General features: G+C 72.1%; 17 protein-coding genes. 10 read left to right on the forward strand and 7 right to left on the reverse strand.

Annotation, left to right across the window (positions count from 1 at the left end; all coding sequences use genetic code 11):
* Positions 1-75 precede the first annotated feature (75 nt).
* Positions 76-1,275 (forward strand): glycosyltransferase, encoded by a 1,200-nt coding sequence (locus ACFYPG_RS16370; protein WP_355008166.1) that lies wholly within the window; start codon positions 76-78, stop codon positions 1,273-1,275.
* A 46-nt stretch (positions 1,276-1,321) separates the two neighbouring features.
* Here the strand turns inward: ACFYPG_RS16370 and ACFYPG_RS16375 are convergent, their stop codons facing one another.
* The 4 genes from ACFYPG_RS16375 to aroA form a co-directional block, all read right to left on the reverse strand.
* The gene (locus tag ACFYPG_RS16375) at positions 1,322-2,176 is read right to left on the reverse strand and encodes a hypothetical protein (RefSeq protein ID WP_355008243.1); all 855 of its coding nucleotides are present in this window, start codon (positions 2,174-2,176) and stop codon (positions 1,322-1,324) included.
* Between the two features lie 59 nt (positions 2,177-2,235).
* A complete protein-coding gene (gene hisN, locus ACFYPG_RS16380; protein ID WP_387352563.1) occupies positions 2,236-3,054 on the reverse strand; it encodes a histidinol-phosphatase in 819 nt (272 codons plus the stop codon).
* A gap of 28 nt (positions 3,055-3,082) precedes the next feature.
* On the reverse strand, positions 3,083-4,159 hold the full coding sequence (gene rsgA / locus ACFYPG_RS16385; RefSeq protein WP_355008164.1) for a ribosome small subunit-dependent GTPase A: 1,077 nt from the start codon (positions 4,157-4,159) through the stop codon (positions 3,083-3,085).
* Positions 4,160-4,240: 81 nt separating this feature from the next.
* A complete protein-coding gene (gene aroA, locus ACFYPG_RS16390; RefSeq protein ID WP_387352564.1) occupies positions 4,241-5,539 on the reverse strand; it encodes a 3-phosphoshikimate 1-carboxyvinyltransferase in 1,299 nt (432 codons plus the stop codon).
* A gap of 103 nt (positions 5,540-5,642) precedes the next feature.
* Here aroA and ACFYPG_RS16395 point away from each other — a divergent pair, with 103 nt between their 5' ends.
* The 5 genes from ACFYPG_RS16395 (at position 5,643) to rsrA (ending at position 8,959) form a co-directional block, all read left to right on the forward strand.
* A complete protein-coding gene (locus ACFYPG_RS16395) occupies positions 5,643-6,353 on the forward strand; it encodes an SOS response-associated peptidase (protein WP_387352566.1) in 711 nt (236 codons plus the stop codon).
* Positions 6,354-6,548: 195 nt separating this feature from the next.
* On the forward strand, positions 6,549-6,941 hold the full coding sequence (locus ACFYPG_RS16400) for a WhiB family transcriptional regulator (RefSeq protein ID WP_091406097.1): 393 nt from the start codon (positions 6,549-6,551) through the stop codon (positions 6,939-6,941).
* A gap of 51 nt (positions 6,942-6,992) precedes the next feature.
* Positions 6,993-7,610: an alpha/beta family hydrolase gene (locus ACFYPG_RS16405; protein WP_387352568.1), complete on the forward strand. Its 618-nt coding sequence runs from the start codon at positions 6,993-6,995 to the stop codon at positions 7,608-7,610.
* A 235-nt stretch (positions 7,611-7,845) separates the two neighbouring features.
* Positions 7,846-8,670 carry a sigma-70 family RNA polymerase sigma factor gene (locus ACFYPG_RS16410; protein WP_112583674.1) on the forward strand — a complete coding sequence of 275 codons (825 nt, stop codon included), beginning with the start codon at positions 7,846-7,848 and terminating at the stop codon, positions 8,668-8,670.
* Between the two features lies 1 nt (position 8,671).
* Positions 8,672-8,959: a mycothiol system anti-sigma-R factor gene (rsrA, locus tag ACFYPG_RS16415; RefSeq protein ID WP_030336658.1), complete on the forward strand. Its 288-nt coding sequence runs from the start codon at positions 8,672-8,674 to the stop codon at positions 8,957-8,959.
* A gap of 133 nt (positions 8,960-9,092) precedes the next feature.
* Here rsrA and ACFYPG_RS16420 read toward each other — a convergent pair whose 3' ends face one another.
* Positions 9,093-9,167 carry a 50S ribosomal protein bL37 gene (locus ACFYPG_RS16420; RefSeq protein WP_369814844.1) on the reverse strand — a complete coding sequence of 25 codons (75 nt, stop codon included), beginning with the start codon at positions 9,165-9,167 and terminating at the stop codon, positions 9,093-9,095.
* Positions 9,168-9,388: 221 nt separating this feature from the next.
* On the opposite strand from ACFYPG_RS16420, the gene ACFYPG_RS16425 reads away from it, so the two are divergent.
* Positions 9,389-9,610 (forward strand): biotin/lipoyl-binding carrier protein, encoded by a 222-nt coding sequence (locus tag ACFYPG_RS16425; RefSeq protein ID WP_387352728.1) that lies wholly within the window; start codon positions 9,389-9,391, stop codon positions 9,608-9,610.
* Positions 9,607-10,116, forward strand: a complete 510-nt coding sequence (locus ACFYPG_RS16430) for a GNAT family N-acetyltransferase (protein ID WP_355008159.1) — start codon at positions 9,607-9,609, stop codon at positions 10,114-10,116. Before ACFYPG_RS16425 ends, ACFYPG_RS16430 begins: the two co-directional genes overlap by 4 nt.
* Positions 10,117-10,194: 78 nt before the next feature.
* On the opposite strand, the gene ACFYPG_RS16435 is transcribed toward ACFYPG_RS16430, so the two are convergent.
* Positions 10,195-10,773, reverse strand: coding sequence for a helix-turn-helix domain-containing protein (locus ACFYPG_RS16435; RefSeq protein ID WP_355008158.1), 579 nt, complete (start codon positions 10,771-10,773; stop codon positions 10,195-10,197).
* Positions 10,774-10,884: 111 nt separating this feature from the next.
* Between ACFYPG_RS16435 and ACFYPG_RS16440 the strand changes: the two genes are divergently transcribed.
* On the forward strand, positions 10,885-12,471 hold the full coding sequence (locus ACFYPG_RS16440) for an MDR family MFS transporter (RefSeq protein ID WP_355008157.1): 1,587 nt from the start codon (positions 10,885-10,887) through the stop codon (positions 12,469-12,471).
* Positions 12,472-12,568: 97 nt separating this feature from the next.
* On the opposite strand, the gene ACFYPG_RS16445 is transcribed toward ACFYPG_RS16440, so the two are convergent.
* On the reverse strand, positions 12,569-14,395 hold the full coding sequence (locus ACFYPG_RS16445) for a tetratricopeptide repeat protein (protein ID WP_355008156.1): 1,827 nt from the start codon (positions 14,393-14,395) through the stop codon (positions 12,569-12,571).
* A 189-nt stretch (positions 14,396-14,584) separates the two neighbouring features.
* Here ACFYPG_RS16445 and ACFYPG_RS16450 point away from each other — a divergent pair, with 189 nt between their 5' ends.
* Positions 14,585-15,616: an SIS domain-containing protein gene (locus ACFYPG_RS16450; protein ID WP_357202824.1), complete on the forward strand. Its 1,032-nt coding sequence runs from the start codon at positions 14,585-14,587 to the stop codon at positions 15,614-15,616.
* Positions 15,617-15,629 lie beyond the last annotated feature (13 nt).

Below are 15,629 nucleotides of genomic sequence, written 5' to 3' on the forward strand. Positions count from 1 at the left end.
CTCAGCGTCGCGGGGTTAATGGGACGCTCTGACCGGGAGGACCACCGCCGAGGAAAGATCGCAGGGAGGTGACCCATGCGCGTCGGCCTCGTCTGCGCGCACGCCAGTTCCTACCGCCACGCCGACGGCCCGCCGGTAGGCACCCGACAGCACACCGCGAGGGTCGCCGCCGAGCTGGCCGAGCGAGGCCATGACGTCCGGCTCTACGTGCGCCGGGACGACCCGACGCTGCCGGCGACGATGAACGTCGACGGCTACCAGGTGCACCAGGTGCCCGCCGGCCCGCCCACCCCACTGCCCACCGCCGAGCTGATCCCGTACGTGACGGAGGTCGGCCGCTGGCTGGCCGACGAGTGGTCGGGGTCCTGGCGGCCCGAGGTGGTGCACGGGCACTACTGGGTCGGTGGCCTGGCCGCCGCGCACGCCGTCCGGGAGACCGACATTCCGGTGGTGCAGACGTTCCACTCGCTCGGCATCGAACAGCTGCGTCACCTGGGTGGTCACTACGACGGGCCGGGCCAGCGGATCACGCTGGAGCGCGCGTTGACCCGGGCCGTCGACATCGCCGTGGCCCAGTCCAACGACGAGGTCGACGAGCTGACCCGGATGGGTCTGCAACGCAGCTCGGTCGCGTTGGTGCCGGCCGGCGTCGACATCGACCTGTTCCATCCCGACGGCGAGGCGGCACCGCGCGAACAGCGGTCCCGGATCCTCTCGGTGGGCTCGCTGGCCGCCGGGCACGGCCAGGAGGACCTGATCCGGGCCATGCGGCTGGTCGGTGACGCCGAGCTGGTGATCGCCGGCGGGCCGCCGGCCGACCAGTTGGTCAACCACGCCGAGGCGCGACGGCTGCGCGAGTTGGCCGAACAGCTCGGCGTCGTCGACCAGGTACGGCTCGTCGGGGCGGTGCCGCACGACCAGATGGCCACCTGGTACCGGTCGGCGGACGTGGTCGCCTGCACGCCGCACTACTCCTCGGCCGGACGGGTCTCGCTGGAGGCGATGGCCTGCGGTGTGCCGGTGATCGGCTACGCGATGGGCGGTCTGGCGGACGCCGTCGTCGACGAGGTCACCGGCCGCCTGGTGCCCCCCGGTGACGTACGGGCACTCGGAGTGTCGCTGCGCCGGCTGCTCGGCGACAACGCCGGTCGGTTCGCGTACGGGCACGCCGCTGTGGACCGGGTGCGCAGCAGTTACACCTGGGAGCGGACCGCCGGTGCGCTGGAACGCCTCTACGAACGGGTGGTGAGCCGCCGCAAGCCCGTCGAGGCGTGAGTCGGCGGTGCTGCGGGACCTTCAACCGTGGTGCGGTGCCGGACGGTCAGCCCGGCTGGCCGGCACCGACCATGGCGGGGTCCCGACGGCGTGTCACCGAACGGTGCTGCTGCGGTTCGGCGTACCGGGTCAGGCCGATGACCGCGGCCAGGGTCACCAGGAAGCCGACCGCGGCCAGCCACTCCCGCCCCGGCCAGATCTTGTCGTTGAGCAGCAGCAGGCCGACGATCGCGGCCGGCACCGCGCCGGCGGCGTCCATCGCGGCGACCGCGGCGGTCGTCGAGCCGCGCTGCATGGCCAGACCGAGCAGCAGCTGACCCACTATCGAGTGGGCGATCAGCAGGTAGAACAGCGGGTCGGCGAGGAACGCCTCGGCGGACGGCGCGGATGCCAGTGGCCGGGCGGCGACAGCGGCCGAGCTGAACGCCAGCCCGGCCAGTGAGCCGAGGGCCACCGAGCCCGGCGCCCCGTGCAGCCGGACGGCGAAGAAGCCGAGCACCGCTATCACGCCCAGTGCCACCAGCAGGGCGATCGAGCCGGCGGTGCCGAGTTGCTTCGACGGCGCCGGCCTGGCGGACAACACCAGTGCGGTGATCCCCGCGAAGAGCAGCGCCAGCAGCACCACCTCCGCCGCCGGCAGCCGCCACTTCAACACCAGCACCCCGAGGATGGCGGTCACCCCGAGCCCGGCGGCCACGCTGGCCTGCACGAGGAACAGCGGCAGGTCCCGCCGGGCCAGGAAGGCGAGCACGAAACCGGCGATCTGACAGCCGAGACCGACCAGGTACGTCCGGTGCCCAGCGAGGCGCAGCAGCAGGCCCGGATCGAAGGTGTGGTGGACGGTGGTGCGGGCCGCCGCCACCGACTGGAGCAGATTGGCGAAGCCGTACGCGACGATCATCACCGCGAGGAAGCACCAACCGGAGGAGACCACCTGGCGAGGATAGAGGTTGCCGGGGGTCAGCGCTCGGCTGGTCGGTTGAGGCGCACGAGGATGTCGGCGTGCAGCACACCGTTGGTGGCGACCACGCTGCTGTCGGTGCCCGGAGCACCGGCGGGAGCCGGTTGTCCGGCCAGATCCGTGACCGAGCCACCCGCCTCCGTGACGATCGGCACCAGCGCCGCCACGTCCCACAGTGACAACTCCGGCTCGACCATCACGTCCAGTGCCCCCTCGGCCAACAGCATGTAGCCGTAGAAGTCGCCGTACGCCCGGTTGCGCCAGCTGTTCCGCATCAGGTCGAGCACCGCGTCGAGCCGCCCGGCTTCCTCCCACCCGTTCAACGAGGAGTAGCAGAAGCTGGCATCCGCCACCCCGCGCACCGCGGACACGCCGATCCGCTCACCGGCCGCGGGGCCCGGCCCGGCGTACGCGCCCGCGCCCGCGCTGGCCCACCAACGTCGTCCGAGCGCTGGTGCGGACACCACGCCGACAGCCGGCCGGTCGCCGTCGTAGAGCGCGATCAGGGTGGCCCAGATCGGCACGCCACGGACGAAGTTCTTGGTGCCGTCGATCGGGTCGATGATCCACCGGCGGCCGTTCGGGTCGGCGGACGGCTGCGCGCCGAACTCCTCACCGAGCAGCCCGTCGGCCGGCCGATGCTCGGCCAGCAGGGCGCGGATCTCCCGCTCCACAGCGGTGTCCGCGTCGGAGACCGGGGTCAGGTCGGGCTTCGCCTCGACGCGCAGGTCGAGCGCGCGAAACCGGGCCGTGGCGATGGCGTCGGCCCGGTCGGCGAGCAGGTGGGCGAGGGCGAGGTCGTCGGCGTACCCGGTCATGCCGGCAACCTAGCCCACGCCCGTCGCGTCACTCGTCGGGGCCGCGCCGGTCATCCTCGCCGGGGCCGCGCTGGTCGCTGTCGCCGCGCGAGTCGCCCTCGCCGGCCCGGGAGGCGAGCAACCGACGGTACGAGGCCAGCCGGCGCGGGTCGGCCTTACCGGCGGCCACCCAGGCGTCCAGCCCACACTCGGCCTCGTCGGCCGTGTGGGGACAGTTCGGTGGGCAGTCGACGGTGCCCTCGACCAGGTCCGGAAAGCCGTGCAGCAGGCTGTCGGCCGAGACGTGCGCCAACCCGAAGCTGCGGATCCCGGGGGTGTCGATGATCCAACCCGGGTCGGTGTCGATCCCGGGCACCGGTGGCAACCGCAGCGCCACCGCGCTGGTCGAGGTGTGCCGGCCCCGGCCGATCGCGCTGACCACGCCGACCGCGCGCAGCGCGTCCGGAACGAGGCGGTTGACCAGCGTCGACTTGCCCACGCCGGAGTGCCCGACCAGCACCGACACCTTGCCGCTGAGCAGCGCGCGGAGCGCGTCGAGGTCGGAGTCGGGGCGGTTGAGCACGTACGGCAGCTCCAGCTCGGTGTAGTAGCCGAGCACCTCCTCCGGCCCGGCCAGGTCGGCCTTCGTGAGGCAGAGCAGCGGCTCGACGTCCGCGTCGTACGCGGCTACCAGGCAGCGGTCGATGAACCCGGTGCGCGGCGGTGGGTCGGCCAACGCGCTCACGATCACCAACTGGTCCGCGTTGGCCACCACGACCCGTTCCAGCCGACCCTCGGCGGTGGTCTCGTCGTCGTCGGCGGTGCGGCGCAGCACCGAGCGACGTTCGGCGATCCGGACGATGCGGGCGAGCGCGCCCTCCGCGCCGGACGTGTCGCCGACCAGGCTGACCCGGTCACCGACCACCACCGACTTGCGGCCCAACTCGCGGGCCCGCATCGCGGTGACAGTGGGCAGCTCGGCGCCGACCACGCCGCGTTCGGCCCCGGAGAGCACACAGGTGTAGCGCCCTCTGTCGACGGCGATGACGAACCCGTCCACCGCGTCGGCGTGCTGCGGGCGGGTGCGCGTACGTGGGCGCGACGACTTTCCGGGCCGGACCCGCACGTCGTCCTCGTCGTACTCCCGCCGTTTGGTCGCCAGGACCTGTCCTCTTCTCGCGTCAGCTCTTGGTGAGCGTCCGGACGCTCACTTGCCGGTCACCATCGCTGACCATAGTGCCGGGAACTCGGGCATTGTCTTGGAGGTACACCCCACGTCGTCCACCTCGATGCCCGGAACGGCGAGCCCGGCCACCGCGGCGGCGTGCGCCATGCGGTGATCGTGGTAGGTGCGGAAGACGCCGCCGCGCAGCGGTCGGGGCCGGATCTCCAACCCGTCAGGTGTTTCGGTGATGTCCGCTCCGAGCCCGCCGAACTCGCGCGCGAGCGCGGCGAGCCGGTCGGTCTCGTGGCCGCGGATGTGCCCGACGCCGGTGAAGACCGACGGCGAGTCGGCCAGCATGGCCAGCGCGGTCAGCACGAGGGTCAGCTCGCCGACGTCGGAGAGGTCGGCGGTCAGACCGTGCACCACGCCGGTGCCACGGACGGTCAGCCCGTTGGTGGAGAGGGTGACCTCGCCGCCCATCCGCTGCAGCAGCGAGCGGAGTTTCTCGACCGGCTGCGCGCTGCTGTGCGGCCAGCCCTGCAAGGTGACTTCACCGCCGGTGACCAGTGCGGCGGCGAAGAACGGCACGGCGCCGGAGAGGTCCGGTTCGATGTCCCAGCCGCGCCCGGTGAGTGGGCCGGGCTCGACGGCCCAGACGTCGGGGGTGCTGTCGTCGACCGCCGCGCCGGCGGCCCGCAGCATCTGCACCGTCATCCGAAGATGCGGCGCGGAGGGCACCGGCCGCCCGACGTGGCGGACCACGACGCCCCGGTCGAAGCGCGGGGCGGCCAGCAACAGCCCGGAGACGAGTTGGCTGGATGCGGACGCGTCGATCACGACCTCGCCGCCGGTGACCCGGCCGGTGCCGAGCACTGTCAGCGGCAGGCTGCCGGCGCCGGTGACGTCGATCCGGACGCCCAGCGAGCGCAGCGCGTCGACCAGCGGGCCGAGTGGGCGGGTGCGCACGTACGGGTCACCGTCGAAGGTGACCTGGCCGTCGGCAAGGCCCGCCACCGGTGGCACGAACCGCATCACGGTGCCGGCCAGCCCGACGTCGACGTGGGCGGGGCCGGCCAGCGGGTGCGGTCGGACCAGCCAGCGCTCGTCGTCGCTGATCGAGACGTGGGCGCCCATCGCCCGCAGGCCGGCGGCCATCAACTCGGTGTCACGGGCGCGCAGTGGCCGGGCCAGCGTCGACGGGCCGGCGGCCAGCGCGCTGAGCACCAGGGCCCGGGCGGTCATCGATTTGGAACCGGGCAGGCGCAGCGTCGCCGCCACCGGGTCGGATGCGGTCGGTGCGGTCCACGGCTGCGGCGGCCGGGTCGCGGTCAGGTTGCCCACCGTTACATTCTGCCGTGTCGGCGGGCGGGCGGCGGTACCCGGCGTTCGTACTCCCGGTTGGCGGGACAGCCGACGGGGCCTCCGACGCGTTAGCGTGTGCCCCATGTGCGGCAGGTACGCGACGACCCGGAGCTCCGGCGAGCTGAGCGCGCTGTTCGAGTCGTCCGACGACTCCGACGGCCTGGTTCGGGCGGACCACAACGTCGCGCCGACCGACAGGGTGCCGCTGGTCCGGGTCAGCCCGGAGGGGCACCGCAGCCTCTGCGTCGGCCGCTGGGGTCTGCTGCCGCACTGGTCGCGGTCCGCGTCGGGAGCCGCCCGGATGATCAACGCGCGGGCGGAAACGGTGGCCACCAGCCGGGCGTACGCCGGTTCCTTCTCCCGTCGCCGTTGCCTGGTCCCGGCCGACGGCTGGTACGAGTGGGTCCGGCTGCCCGACGGCGGGCGACAGGCGTACTTCATGACCCCCCGGGACGGCTCGGTGCTCGCGCTGGCCGGCATCTGGTCGGTCTGGGAGTCCGACGCCGAGACCCGGCTCACCTTCAGCGTGCTGACCACCACGGCGCTCGGCGACCTGGCCGAGGTGCACGACCGGATGCCGGTGCTGCTGCCACCTGAGCGGTGGTCGTCGTGGCTCGCGCCGACCGACGAGCCGGGGCGGCTGCTCACCGAGGCGTCGGCGGAGCAGTTGGCGGGGTTGGAGATCCGGCCGGTGGGTGCGGCGGTGGGGGACGTTCGTAACGACGGGCCGCAGCTGACCGCGCGGGTGGCGGTGGCGCCGACGGTGTCACCGCAGGAGCTGACCCTGTTCTGACGCTGCGGCGCATAGTCGGCCGCCGATTTGCCAGGGTTCGCGCGATTCGTCTCCTGGCTGTTCAGTCATGTTCCCGGCAGACCCTTGTCCCGAGGTTGCGAAGTGCGATAGAACACAGCGCCGGTAGTGGCTGTCGGTCCGCACGGGGCGGACGACGTCCACAGCTTTTGCCGGTCCCACGGGGGAGGTGGGCGGATGACACGGGCACGTATGCCGCGCCCGCACGAGGTGGCAGCGGCGCGGCGAGATCCGCGACTGCTGCGGGCCGTGCGAGAACGGCGCCAGGACGACGCGTGGCGCACCAGAGGAACCTGCCAGAGCGTCGATCCAGAGACATTCTTTCCGGCACCGAACGAGCCGGCGGACGCCGCCGTCGCGCTGTGTCGCAGTTGTGACGTGCAGGGGTCCTGCCTGGCGTGGGCCCTCGACGTCGGTGACTGCCACGGCGTGTGGGGCGGCACCACGCCGCGGGAACGACGGGCGATGCTGGTCGCCTGGCGCGGGGAGGTCGAACCCGATCCGGACGCCATCGACGACGCCGGCCCGCCGGTGCGCGATCGCCTGCTCGCCCTGGTCCCGCTGAGCTGATCGGCGGCCCGGTTCGCACGCGATACCCGTCCGGCGGCGCAGAATAGGCCGGTGCCAGCCAGCAACGAGATCGACACCCCGCGCGGCCCGGCGTGGATCGACACCGACCTGCCGGTCCGCCCGGCCACCGCCCTGCTCGTCCTCGGGCACGGCGCGGGCGGCAGCGTCGACGCACCCGACCTGCTCGCGGTCCGGGACGCGTCGGTGGCGGCCGGCCTGGCCGTGGTCCGGGTGACGCAGCCGTACCGGGTCGCCGGTCGACGTGCGCCGGCACCGGCAGGTCACCTCGACGAGGCCTGGACGGCGGTGCTCGCCGAGCTGCGCGCCCGGCACGCCGACGTGCCGACGGTGGTGGTCGGTGGGCGTTCCAGCGGCGCACGGGTGGCCTGTCGGACGGCCCGTGCGGTGGGCGCGGTGGGTGTGGTCGCACTGGCCTTTCCACTGCACCCGCCTGGCCGGCCGGAACGCTCCCGCGCCGCCGAACTGGGCACCGGCCTGCCGACGTTGGTCGTCAACGGCGACCGGGATCCGTTCGGGACGCCGGAGCCGGGACCGACCGTGCGGGTGGTGAGTCGTCCCGGTGAGACGCACGACCTGCGCCGCGATCCGGCTGGCACCGCCGCCGTCGTGCGCGACTGGCTGTCCGCCCAGGGCTGGGCGGCCGGCTGACCCGTCGCGCCCGGCTCGCCGGGTCGACCGTTTCCGGCGCGGGCACGGGTCGTTGCATCCGTTGGTGCCGCCGGCCCGAGCAGGGCCGGTGATACCAGTCCTCCCAGGCCCTTCCTGGTCCCAGCGCCGGCCGCCGTCGGGGCCGGGACCAGGAACGGGGAGGGGCGGCCGGAATGCCCCAGTGGTCATCTCGCGTTACTACCCCCGGGACGACTTTTCTGCGAGGGGGTGACCGGTGCCAACCGAGACACGAAGCCTGGAACGGGACGAGCGGGACGCCCGGCAGCTGAAGCGGCTGCTGGACGGCCCGGAATGGCCCGCGACAGCGGGACCGGGCGGGGTGGGTGCGGTGAGCACGGGCACACCGGCCGGAAGTGAATCTGCGGGCAGGTCCGTGCGCGTATCCTCGGCGGGAAAGCATCCGACGCGAGGGGATGTGCGGTTGACCACCGAGAAGACGGACGAGCGCAGGGCCCGATTCGAGCGGGACGCGATGCCATTCGTCGATCAGCTCTACGCTGCTGGGCTGCGGATGACACGCAACCCGGCGGATGCCGAGGACCTGGTCCAGGAGACGTACCTGAAGGCGTACGCGGCCTTCCACCAGTTCGAGCAGGGCACGAACCTCAAGGCCTGGCTCTACCGGATCCTGACCAACACCTACATCAACTCCTACCGCAAGCGGCAGCGCCAGCCGATCCAGGCGCCCACCGAGGAGATCACCGACTGGCAGCTCGCCGAGGCCGAGTCGCACACCTCCAGCGGGTTGCGCTCGGCCGAGACCGAGGCACTGGACCGGCTGCCGGACAGTGACGTCAAGGAGGCCCTCCAGCAGTTGCCGGAGGAGTTCCGCCTGGCCGTCTATCTCACCGATGTCGAGGGCTTCTCCTACAAGGAGGTCGCGGACATCATGGGCACGCCGATCGGTACCGTGATGTCGCGTCTGCACCGGGGCCGTCGTAATCTGCGCAAGCTGCTCGAGCGTTACGCCGGGGAGCGGGGCTTCAGTGCGGCCCGCTCGGCGAAGGGCTCGACTGCCGCTGCCGGCCGGGAGGTGTGACGTGAGCTGTGGGGAGCCGCACGAGACGGACTGCCGCGAAGTGCTCGCGGAGGTGTATCTCTACCTGGATCTGGAGTGCGCCGACGAACGTCGCTCGCTGATCCGGCACCACCTGGACGAGTGCGGGCCCTGCCTGCGCGAGTACGGGCTGGAGCAGGAGGTGCGGGCGTTGGTGGCGCGTTGCTGCGGCAACGAGACCGCGCCGGATGAGCTGCGTGAGCGGCTGCGGGTCAAGCTCACCGAGCTGGTGGTCTTCGAGACCAGCGACTCCCGTGAGCTGGCCGACTGATCGTCTGAGCCCGCCGACCGAGCGTCGGCACCAGCTGGCAAGACCGGTGGCCCGGGTCGATGTCGACCCGGGCCACCGGTGTACCCGGCCTCGGCCGGCTGAGCGACGACGGGCAGTCGGCCCGCCGACCCGTTCAGGAGTTGGGACGCTTGCCGTGGTTCGCGGCGCTCTTCTTACGAGCCTTCTTCTTCCTGGACTTCTTCGCCATGCTGACCTCCTCGTGATGGGTCGGATCCGTCCTGCGCACGACCTCGGCGCGGATGCGGCCACCGGCGGTCCGGCGTCGGGTCCGACCCGCTGATGGTAGTGCGGTCGACACCCGCCGCCTTCCCCAGGGCGGGCCTGTCATCCCGGCTGCGCCGCTGCCCGCCCACCGCCGGTCGACGCATGATTGGATACATCGGCAGGCACGTCGCGAAGAGGGAGGGCCTGGACATGGCCGAGGAGATCCGCGCCGAGATGGTGGCCAACGTCTGGAAGATCGTCGCCACGGCGGGTGACACGGTGACCGAGGGCGACACCCTGGTGATCCTCGAGTCGATGAAGATGGAGATCCCGGTCGTCGCCGAGTCCGATGGTGTGCTCCAGCAGCTCGTCGTCAACGAGGGCGACGTCGTGCAGGACGGTGACCTGATCGCCGTGATCGCTTGACCGGGCTGCGGGTCCGTTCGGCCGAGTCGGTCGACTTCCCCGGCGTGGCCCGGCTGACAGTCGCCGCGTACGAGGCGGACGGCCAGCTCAAGGGCGAACACGGGTACGGCGAGGTGCTGGCCGACGTGTCGACCCGGGCGGCCAGCGGCGAGGTGCTGGTCGCTGTCGACGAGGTGACCGGGGCGGTGCTCGGCTCGGTCACGTTCGTGCTGCCGGGCAGCCCGTTCGCCGAGCTGGCCGGGCCGGGCGAGGCCGAGTTCCGGATGCTCGCCGTCGACCCGGGCGCTCAGGGGCGGGGTGTGGGTGCCGCACTGGTCGAGGCGTGTGTCGACCGGGCGACCGAGTTGGGTTGCACGGCGGTGGCGATCTGCGTCCGGGCGGGGATGGCCGATTCGGCGCACCGGCTCTACTCGCGGCGCGGTTTCGTCCGTTCGCCGGAGAAGGACTGGTCACCTTTGCCGGGTGTGGACCTGCTCGGCCTCCGGCTGGAGCTGACGCGCGGCTGAGCCGGCGACCGGCGGGCTCAGGTCGGCCGGCCGGCGGACCACCGACAGGCCGGACCGGCCACATCGATCACGAGATGGTCAGGCGTCGGGCTGCGTGCCGATGGCGGCCAGCAGTTCGTCGGCCACCTCCAGGGCGAGCTTGCGGCGTTCGTCGTCGCTGATGTGCGGCGCGCGGACCGCGAACCAGCTGGTGTGCACCGCGAACAGGGACAGCGCGGCGCGTAGCTGGGCGGCGGGGGAGTCGTCGCCCCGGCAGAGCGCTTCGGCCAGCTCCATCATCCGGCCGCGCATCTTCTGGCCGGAGGAGAGGCTCTTGAGCGCGGTCTGGTTCTGCTCGAAGAAGCGCATCACCGACGGCTGAGTGCCGTCGAACATCGTGTCGGCGTAGCGGGAGATCAGTTCGCGCCGGGTGGCCAGGGTCGCGGGCTGGGTGGCGGCCCAGGCGGTCAGCGCGTCCATCCGCTCCAGCCGGTCCTCGACGAAGCTGGCGACGATGTCGTCCTTGCTCTTGAAGTGGTAGTAGAGCGCGGCCTTGGTGACGTTGAGGCGCTCGGCGATCTCCCGGAGCGAGGTCTTCTCGTACCCCTGCTCGGTGAAGAGTTCGAGCGCGACGGCCTTGATCCGTTCCCGCGTCCCGCCGCCTGTGCTCTCGCTCACCCACGCCCTCCAAATGGCTTGACCGTTCCTCGTACCCAACTTACCGTGCGGCTAGTAAGGTGACTAGCCGGGCGGCAAGTAAGTACGGCAATCTTCGGGGGGAGCTTACCCATGACTCAGGCAACCCAGGCCGGCACGCGACCCAACAACATCCGGGTCGTGCTGTTCGGGCTGATGATCGCGATGATGCTCGCGATGCTCGACAACATGATCGTCAGCACCGCGTTACCGCGGATCGTCGGCGAGTTCGGCGGGCTCAACCACTTCACCTGGGTGGTTACCGCGTACGTCCTGGGCACCACCGTCTCCACCCCGATCTGGGGCAAGCTCGGTGACCTCTACGGCCGCAAGTCGGTCTTCCTGACCTCGGTCGTCGTCTTCCTGGTCGGCTCCGCCCTCTGTGGCATGGCCGGCTCCGGGATGCTCGGCGGTCCAGAGGACGGCATGGTCCAGCTCATCGCCTTCCGGGCCGTGCAGGGCCTCGGCGCCGGCGGCCTCATGGTCGGCGTGATGGCGATCATCGGTGACCTGGTCCCGCCCCGCGAGCGCGGGCGCTACCAGGGCATGATCGCCGGCATCATGGCCATCGCCATGGTCGCCGGCCCGCTGGCCGGCGGATTCATCACCGACCACCTCTCCTGGCGCTGGGCGTTCTACGTGAACCTGCCGCTGGGTGGTATCGCGCTGCTCGTGCTGATCAGCACCATGCACCTGCCGAAGTACCGCACCGAGCACCGGATCGACTGGCTCGGCGCCGGGCTGCTCTCGGTCGGCATCACCGGGATCGTGTTGATCACCACCTGGGGTGGCAACGAGTACGACTGGACGTCGCCGCAGATCCTCGGCCTGGCCGTGCTGGCCGTCGTCGCGTTGGTGGCGTTCGGCCTGGTCGAGCGCCGGGTGACGGAGCCGATCCTGTCGCTGAAGCTCTTCGCCAACCGCAACTTCGCGCTGATCTCGCTGATCGGTTTCCTGCTCGGCTTCGCGATGTTCGGCGCGATGAACTTCCTGCCGCTCTACCAGCAGACGGTGCAGGGGGCGTCGGCGACGAACAGTGGCCTGCTGCTGCTGCCACTGATGTTCGGCATGCTTGTCGTCTCGCTTGTCGTCGGCCGGGCAATCACGAAGACCGGTCGGTACCGGGCGTACCCGATCATCGGTGGCGTGGTGATGACCACGGGCATGGCGCTGCTGTCGATGCTCGATGTCAACACCAGCAAGCTGGTGTCCTCGCTGTACATGGTCGTGCTCGGCGCCGGTATGGGCTTCCTGATGCAGACGTCGATGCTGATCGCGCAGAACAGCGTGGAGCAGAAGGACCTCGGCGCGGCCAGTGGCGCGGCGACGTTCTTCCGGTCGATCGGCGGATCGTTCGGCATCTCGCTGTTCGGCGCGATCTTCGCCAACCGGCTCGCCGACTCCGCCGCCGGCGCGGCCTTCGATGGCGGAGGCGGGGGAGGCGGGATGGACCTGGCGAAGCTCAGGGAACTGCCCGCCCAGGCGCGCGAGGCGGTGCTCGGCGGTCTCGCCGACTCGATCTCGCACGTCTTCCTCTGGGCGGTGCTGTTCACCGTCGCGATCCCGGTGCTCGCCTGGTTCATCAAGGAGATCCCGCTGCGCACCGCGAACGAGGCGCCGCCGCAGGCCACTCCGGAGGAGGACGCCGAGGTCGCACTCGGCAAGGCCCCGGTCGCCTGACGCCCAAACCCCGCGATCTTGCACTTTGTGCGCGTGCACAAGCACTGTTTCCGACAAAACGGCGACAGTAAGTGCAAGATCGCGGGGTTGCGGGGAATCAGCGGCGGAGCAGGCGTTGCCAGAGGCGGCGCAGGGGGTTGCGAGGGCGGGGGAGCCGGGGGGAGTTGGCTCTCAGCAGCTCGGTGGCCAGTGCCGCCGTCGCCGGATCCAACTGCGGGGCGGCGAGTGCCAGGTGAGCCAGCGAGGCGGCGATCGGGACCGGTCGGCTGCGCGCCACGTCAGCCGCGTCGGCCAGCCGCTCCGCCACCACCCGGGCCACGTCCGGTCGCACCGAAGGGTCCACCCAGGCGGCGGTGACCAGGGCGAACAGGGCCGCCTCGGTGACCCAGTCCTCGACGCCCCAGATCAGATCGAGCAGCACCCGGCGTCGGGTCGAGCCCTCCCACGGCTCGTCGGTGCGGTGGTGCAGCAGCCCCAGACAGGCCCACACCTGGACTCCACGCACCCAGACCGACGGGTCGTGGGCCGCCAGCAGCCGACCCACCGCGTTCGCCGGTGCCGCCGGCGGGTGCACCAACAGACCGAGCAGGTCGTCCACGTCGAGGCCGGCCAGACCCACCGCGGCGTCGTACGCCGCCGGCGGATGTGCCCACGCCGGATGGGCGATCTGCCCGATCCGTTCGACAGCCGTCGCCGAGGGCGCCGCCAGCGCGGGTGTGGGCACCGTGTCCGCGTAGTGCCACAACCGCTGAGCTGACTCCCGCCGGGGCTCGCGCGGGTCGGGCTCCGGCGCGCCGACGACCTCGATCCGCAGCCCGGGGGCTGTGGAGATCGCCGTCCCGACCGCGCTCGGCGGGGCGGCGGCGGACAGGCGTACGGCACCGCCGAGACCGTTGTCGTCATCGGCCACCGCCTGGCGCATCGCGTCGACCAGGGGCCCGCCGGCCGGCGTGAGTTGGCCGAGCCAGGGCCGACCTCGGCAGCACTGGGCCAGGTCGCCGTGCTCGTGGCTGTCGTCCGGGTGGTCGCGTACGAAGTCGGCGAGCGCGACCAGGTGGGCGAGGTCGCCGTCGCGCAGGTGCCGCAGGCGGTGAGCGGTGTGCACCGCGCAGTCGAACGACGGATCGCGCGCCAGTGCCCGCTCGGTCCACTCCAACGCCTCGTCCAGCCGGCCGATCTCGGCCAGGGTGCCGGCGATGTCCGCGTAGATCGCCAGGTCGTCGGGGTCCAGCTCGACGGCCCGACCGAGGGCCGCGAGGCCGTCGCGGGTCCGGCCCGAGCTGCGGTACGCGTACCCGAGCCACACCTCGCCCATCTTCGAGGGCTGTGCGCGTACCCCTCGGGTGGCCCAGCGGACCGCCAGCTCGACCTCGCCGAGGCGCCGGGCCAGCGCGGACGCCGCGCCCAGCAGCAGGCCGTGTTCGGGGTGCACCGTCGCCGCGTTGCGGGCGAGCGTGAGGTACGGGGTCAGCGGGGCCCGGCCGATCCGTGGCACCGGGTCGGGCAGTGCGGCGCAGACCTGCATGAGGACGCGGGCGATGTGCTCCGGTTCCAGTCGTTCGGTCAGCTCGGGCGCGGTGACCCAGGGCACGCCGGCCCACTCGGTGCCGGGCGCGTACGACGTCGCCGCGGCCAGCAGTTCCAGCCCTTCGGCGGGACGCCCGGCGGTGGCGAGGAGGTGGGCGCGGGCGACCACCGCACCGACGAAGGTGTGGTGGTTGATCGGGAAGAGGTCGAGGCCGCCGCCGCTCGACACGGCGAGCCGGGCGAGGGTCTCGTGCACCTCCGGCAGGGTGGGGGCCCGTGCCAACGCGCCGGCGAGGTGGCCGGCGGCGTGGTGCAGGTCGCCCTCGTCGAGTGCCAGGCGGGCCAGCGCCAGCTCCTCCGTCGCGGAGAGCGCGGGATCGTCCGTTCCCTCGGGCACGTCGTCCTCTCGTGGCAGTTAGACCGGATGCAACGGGTAAAGCGTAGTTGATATTGAGATCAACTGGTGATCAGCTGCGCAGTCCTGCTCGTTCGATTGCTGAGATACGCTTAAAAGTGCAAGACTGAGCAAGAATCGCGCGGCAACCGCGCAGGGGGAGGGGTTTCCGTGACACGTGCAGGGGCTGGAATGGCCGCCGACATCGACGAGCAGCCGGCTGGCTACGCGCGCCTGCTCTCCGCCGCCAACGCCGCCGAGATCGCCCGGGTGGCGGCGGTCATCGCGGAACGTCGGCCACGGCACGTGGTCTTCACCGCGCGGGGCACCTCCGACCACGCGGCGCTCTACGGGGCCTACCTGACCGAGATCCGGCTCGGCCTGCCCGCCGGGCTGGCCTCGCCCAGCGTCGTGACCCTCTTCGGGGCCCGCCCCGACCTCTCCGACGCGCTGGTCGTCGGGGTCAGCCAGAGCGGCGGTTCGCCCGACCTGGCCGAGGTGCTGCGCGCCGCCCGAGCATCCGGTGCGCTCACCCTCGCGGTGACGAACGCCCCCGACTCGCCGCTGGTCGACGTGGCCGAGCTGAGCGTCGACATCGCCGCCGGGCACGAGCGGGCGGTCGCCGCCACCAAGACGTACACCGCGGAGCTGCTCGCCCTGCTGATGCTGGTGGAGGGGATCCGGGCCGGCGACGGCGTGCTCCCGAACGCCGAACGGGAGGCGCTCGACGCACTGCCCGAGCTGGCCGCCCGCACCCTTGCCGACGGCACCCCGGCCCAGCTCGCCCCGCGCTACCGGTTCGCCCGTCAGCTGGTCACCACCGGCCGGGGGTACGCCTACCCCACCGCCCGGGAGGCGGCGCTGAAGCTGATGGAGACCTCGTACCTGCCGGCGCTCGCCTTCTCCGGCGCCGACCTGCTGCACGGCCCGCTCGCCATGACCGACCCGGAGGTTCCGGTGCTCGCCGTGGTGGGCTCCGGCCCCGGCGGCCGGTCGATGGGTGAGGTGCTGCCCCGCCTCGGGGAACGCCGCGCCGACGTCGTGGTGGTCGGCTCCGCTGACGTTCCGGGCGCCACCCGGCTGGCCGTCCCCGAGGTCGACGAGCGGTACGCCCCGCTGCTGGACATCCTGCCGATGCAGCGGTTGGCGCTGGCCCTGGCGCTCACGCGGGGCGAAGACCCGGACGCGCCGCGCGGGTTGAAGAAGGTCACCGCGACGATGTGAGGCGTGGCGTGGC

Origin of the sequence: Micromonospora sp. NPDC005553 (genome assembly GCF_042871765.1) — a bacterium.
Lineage (GTDB): Bacteria > Actinomycetota > Actinomycetes > Mycobacteriales > Micromonosporaceae > Micromonospora.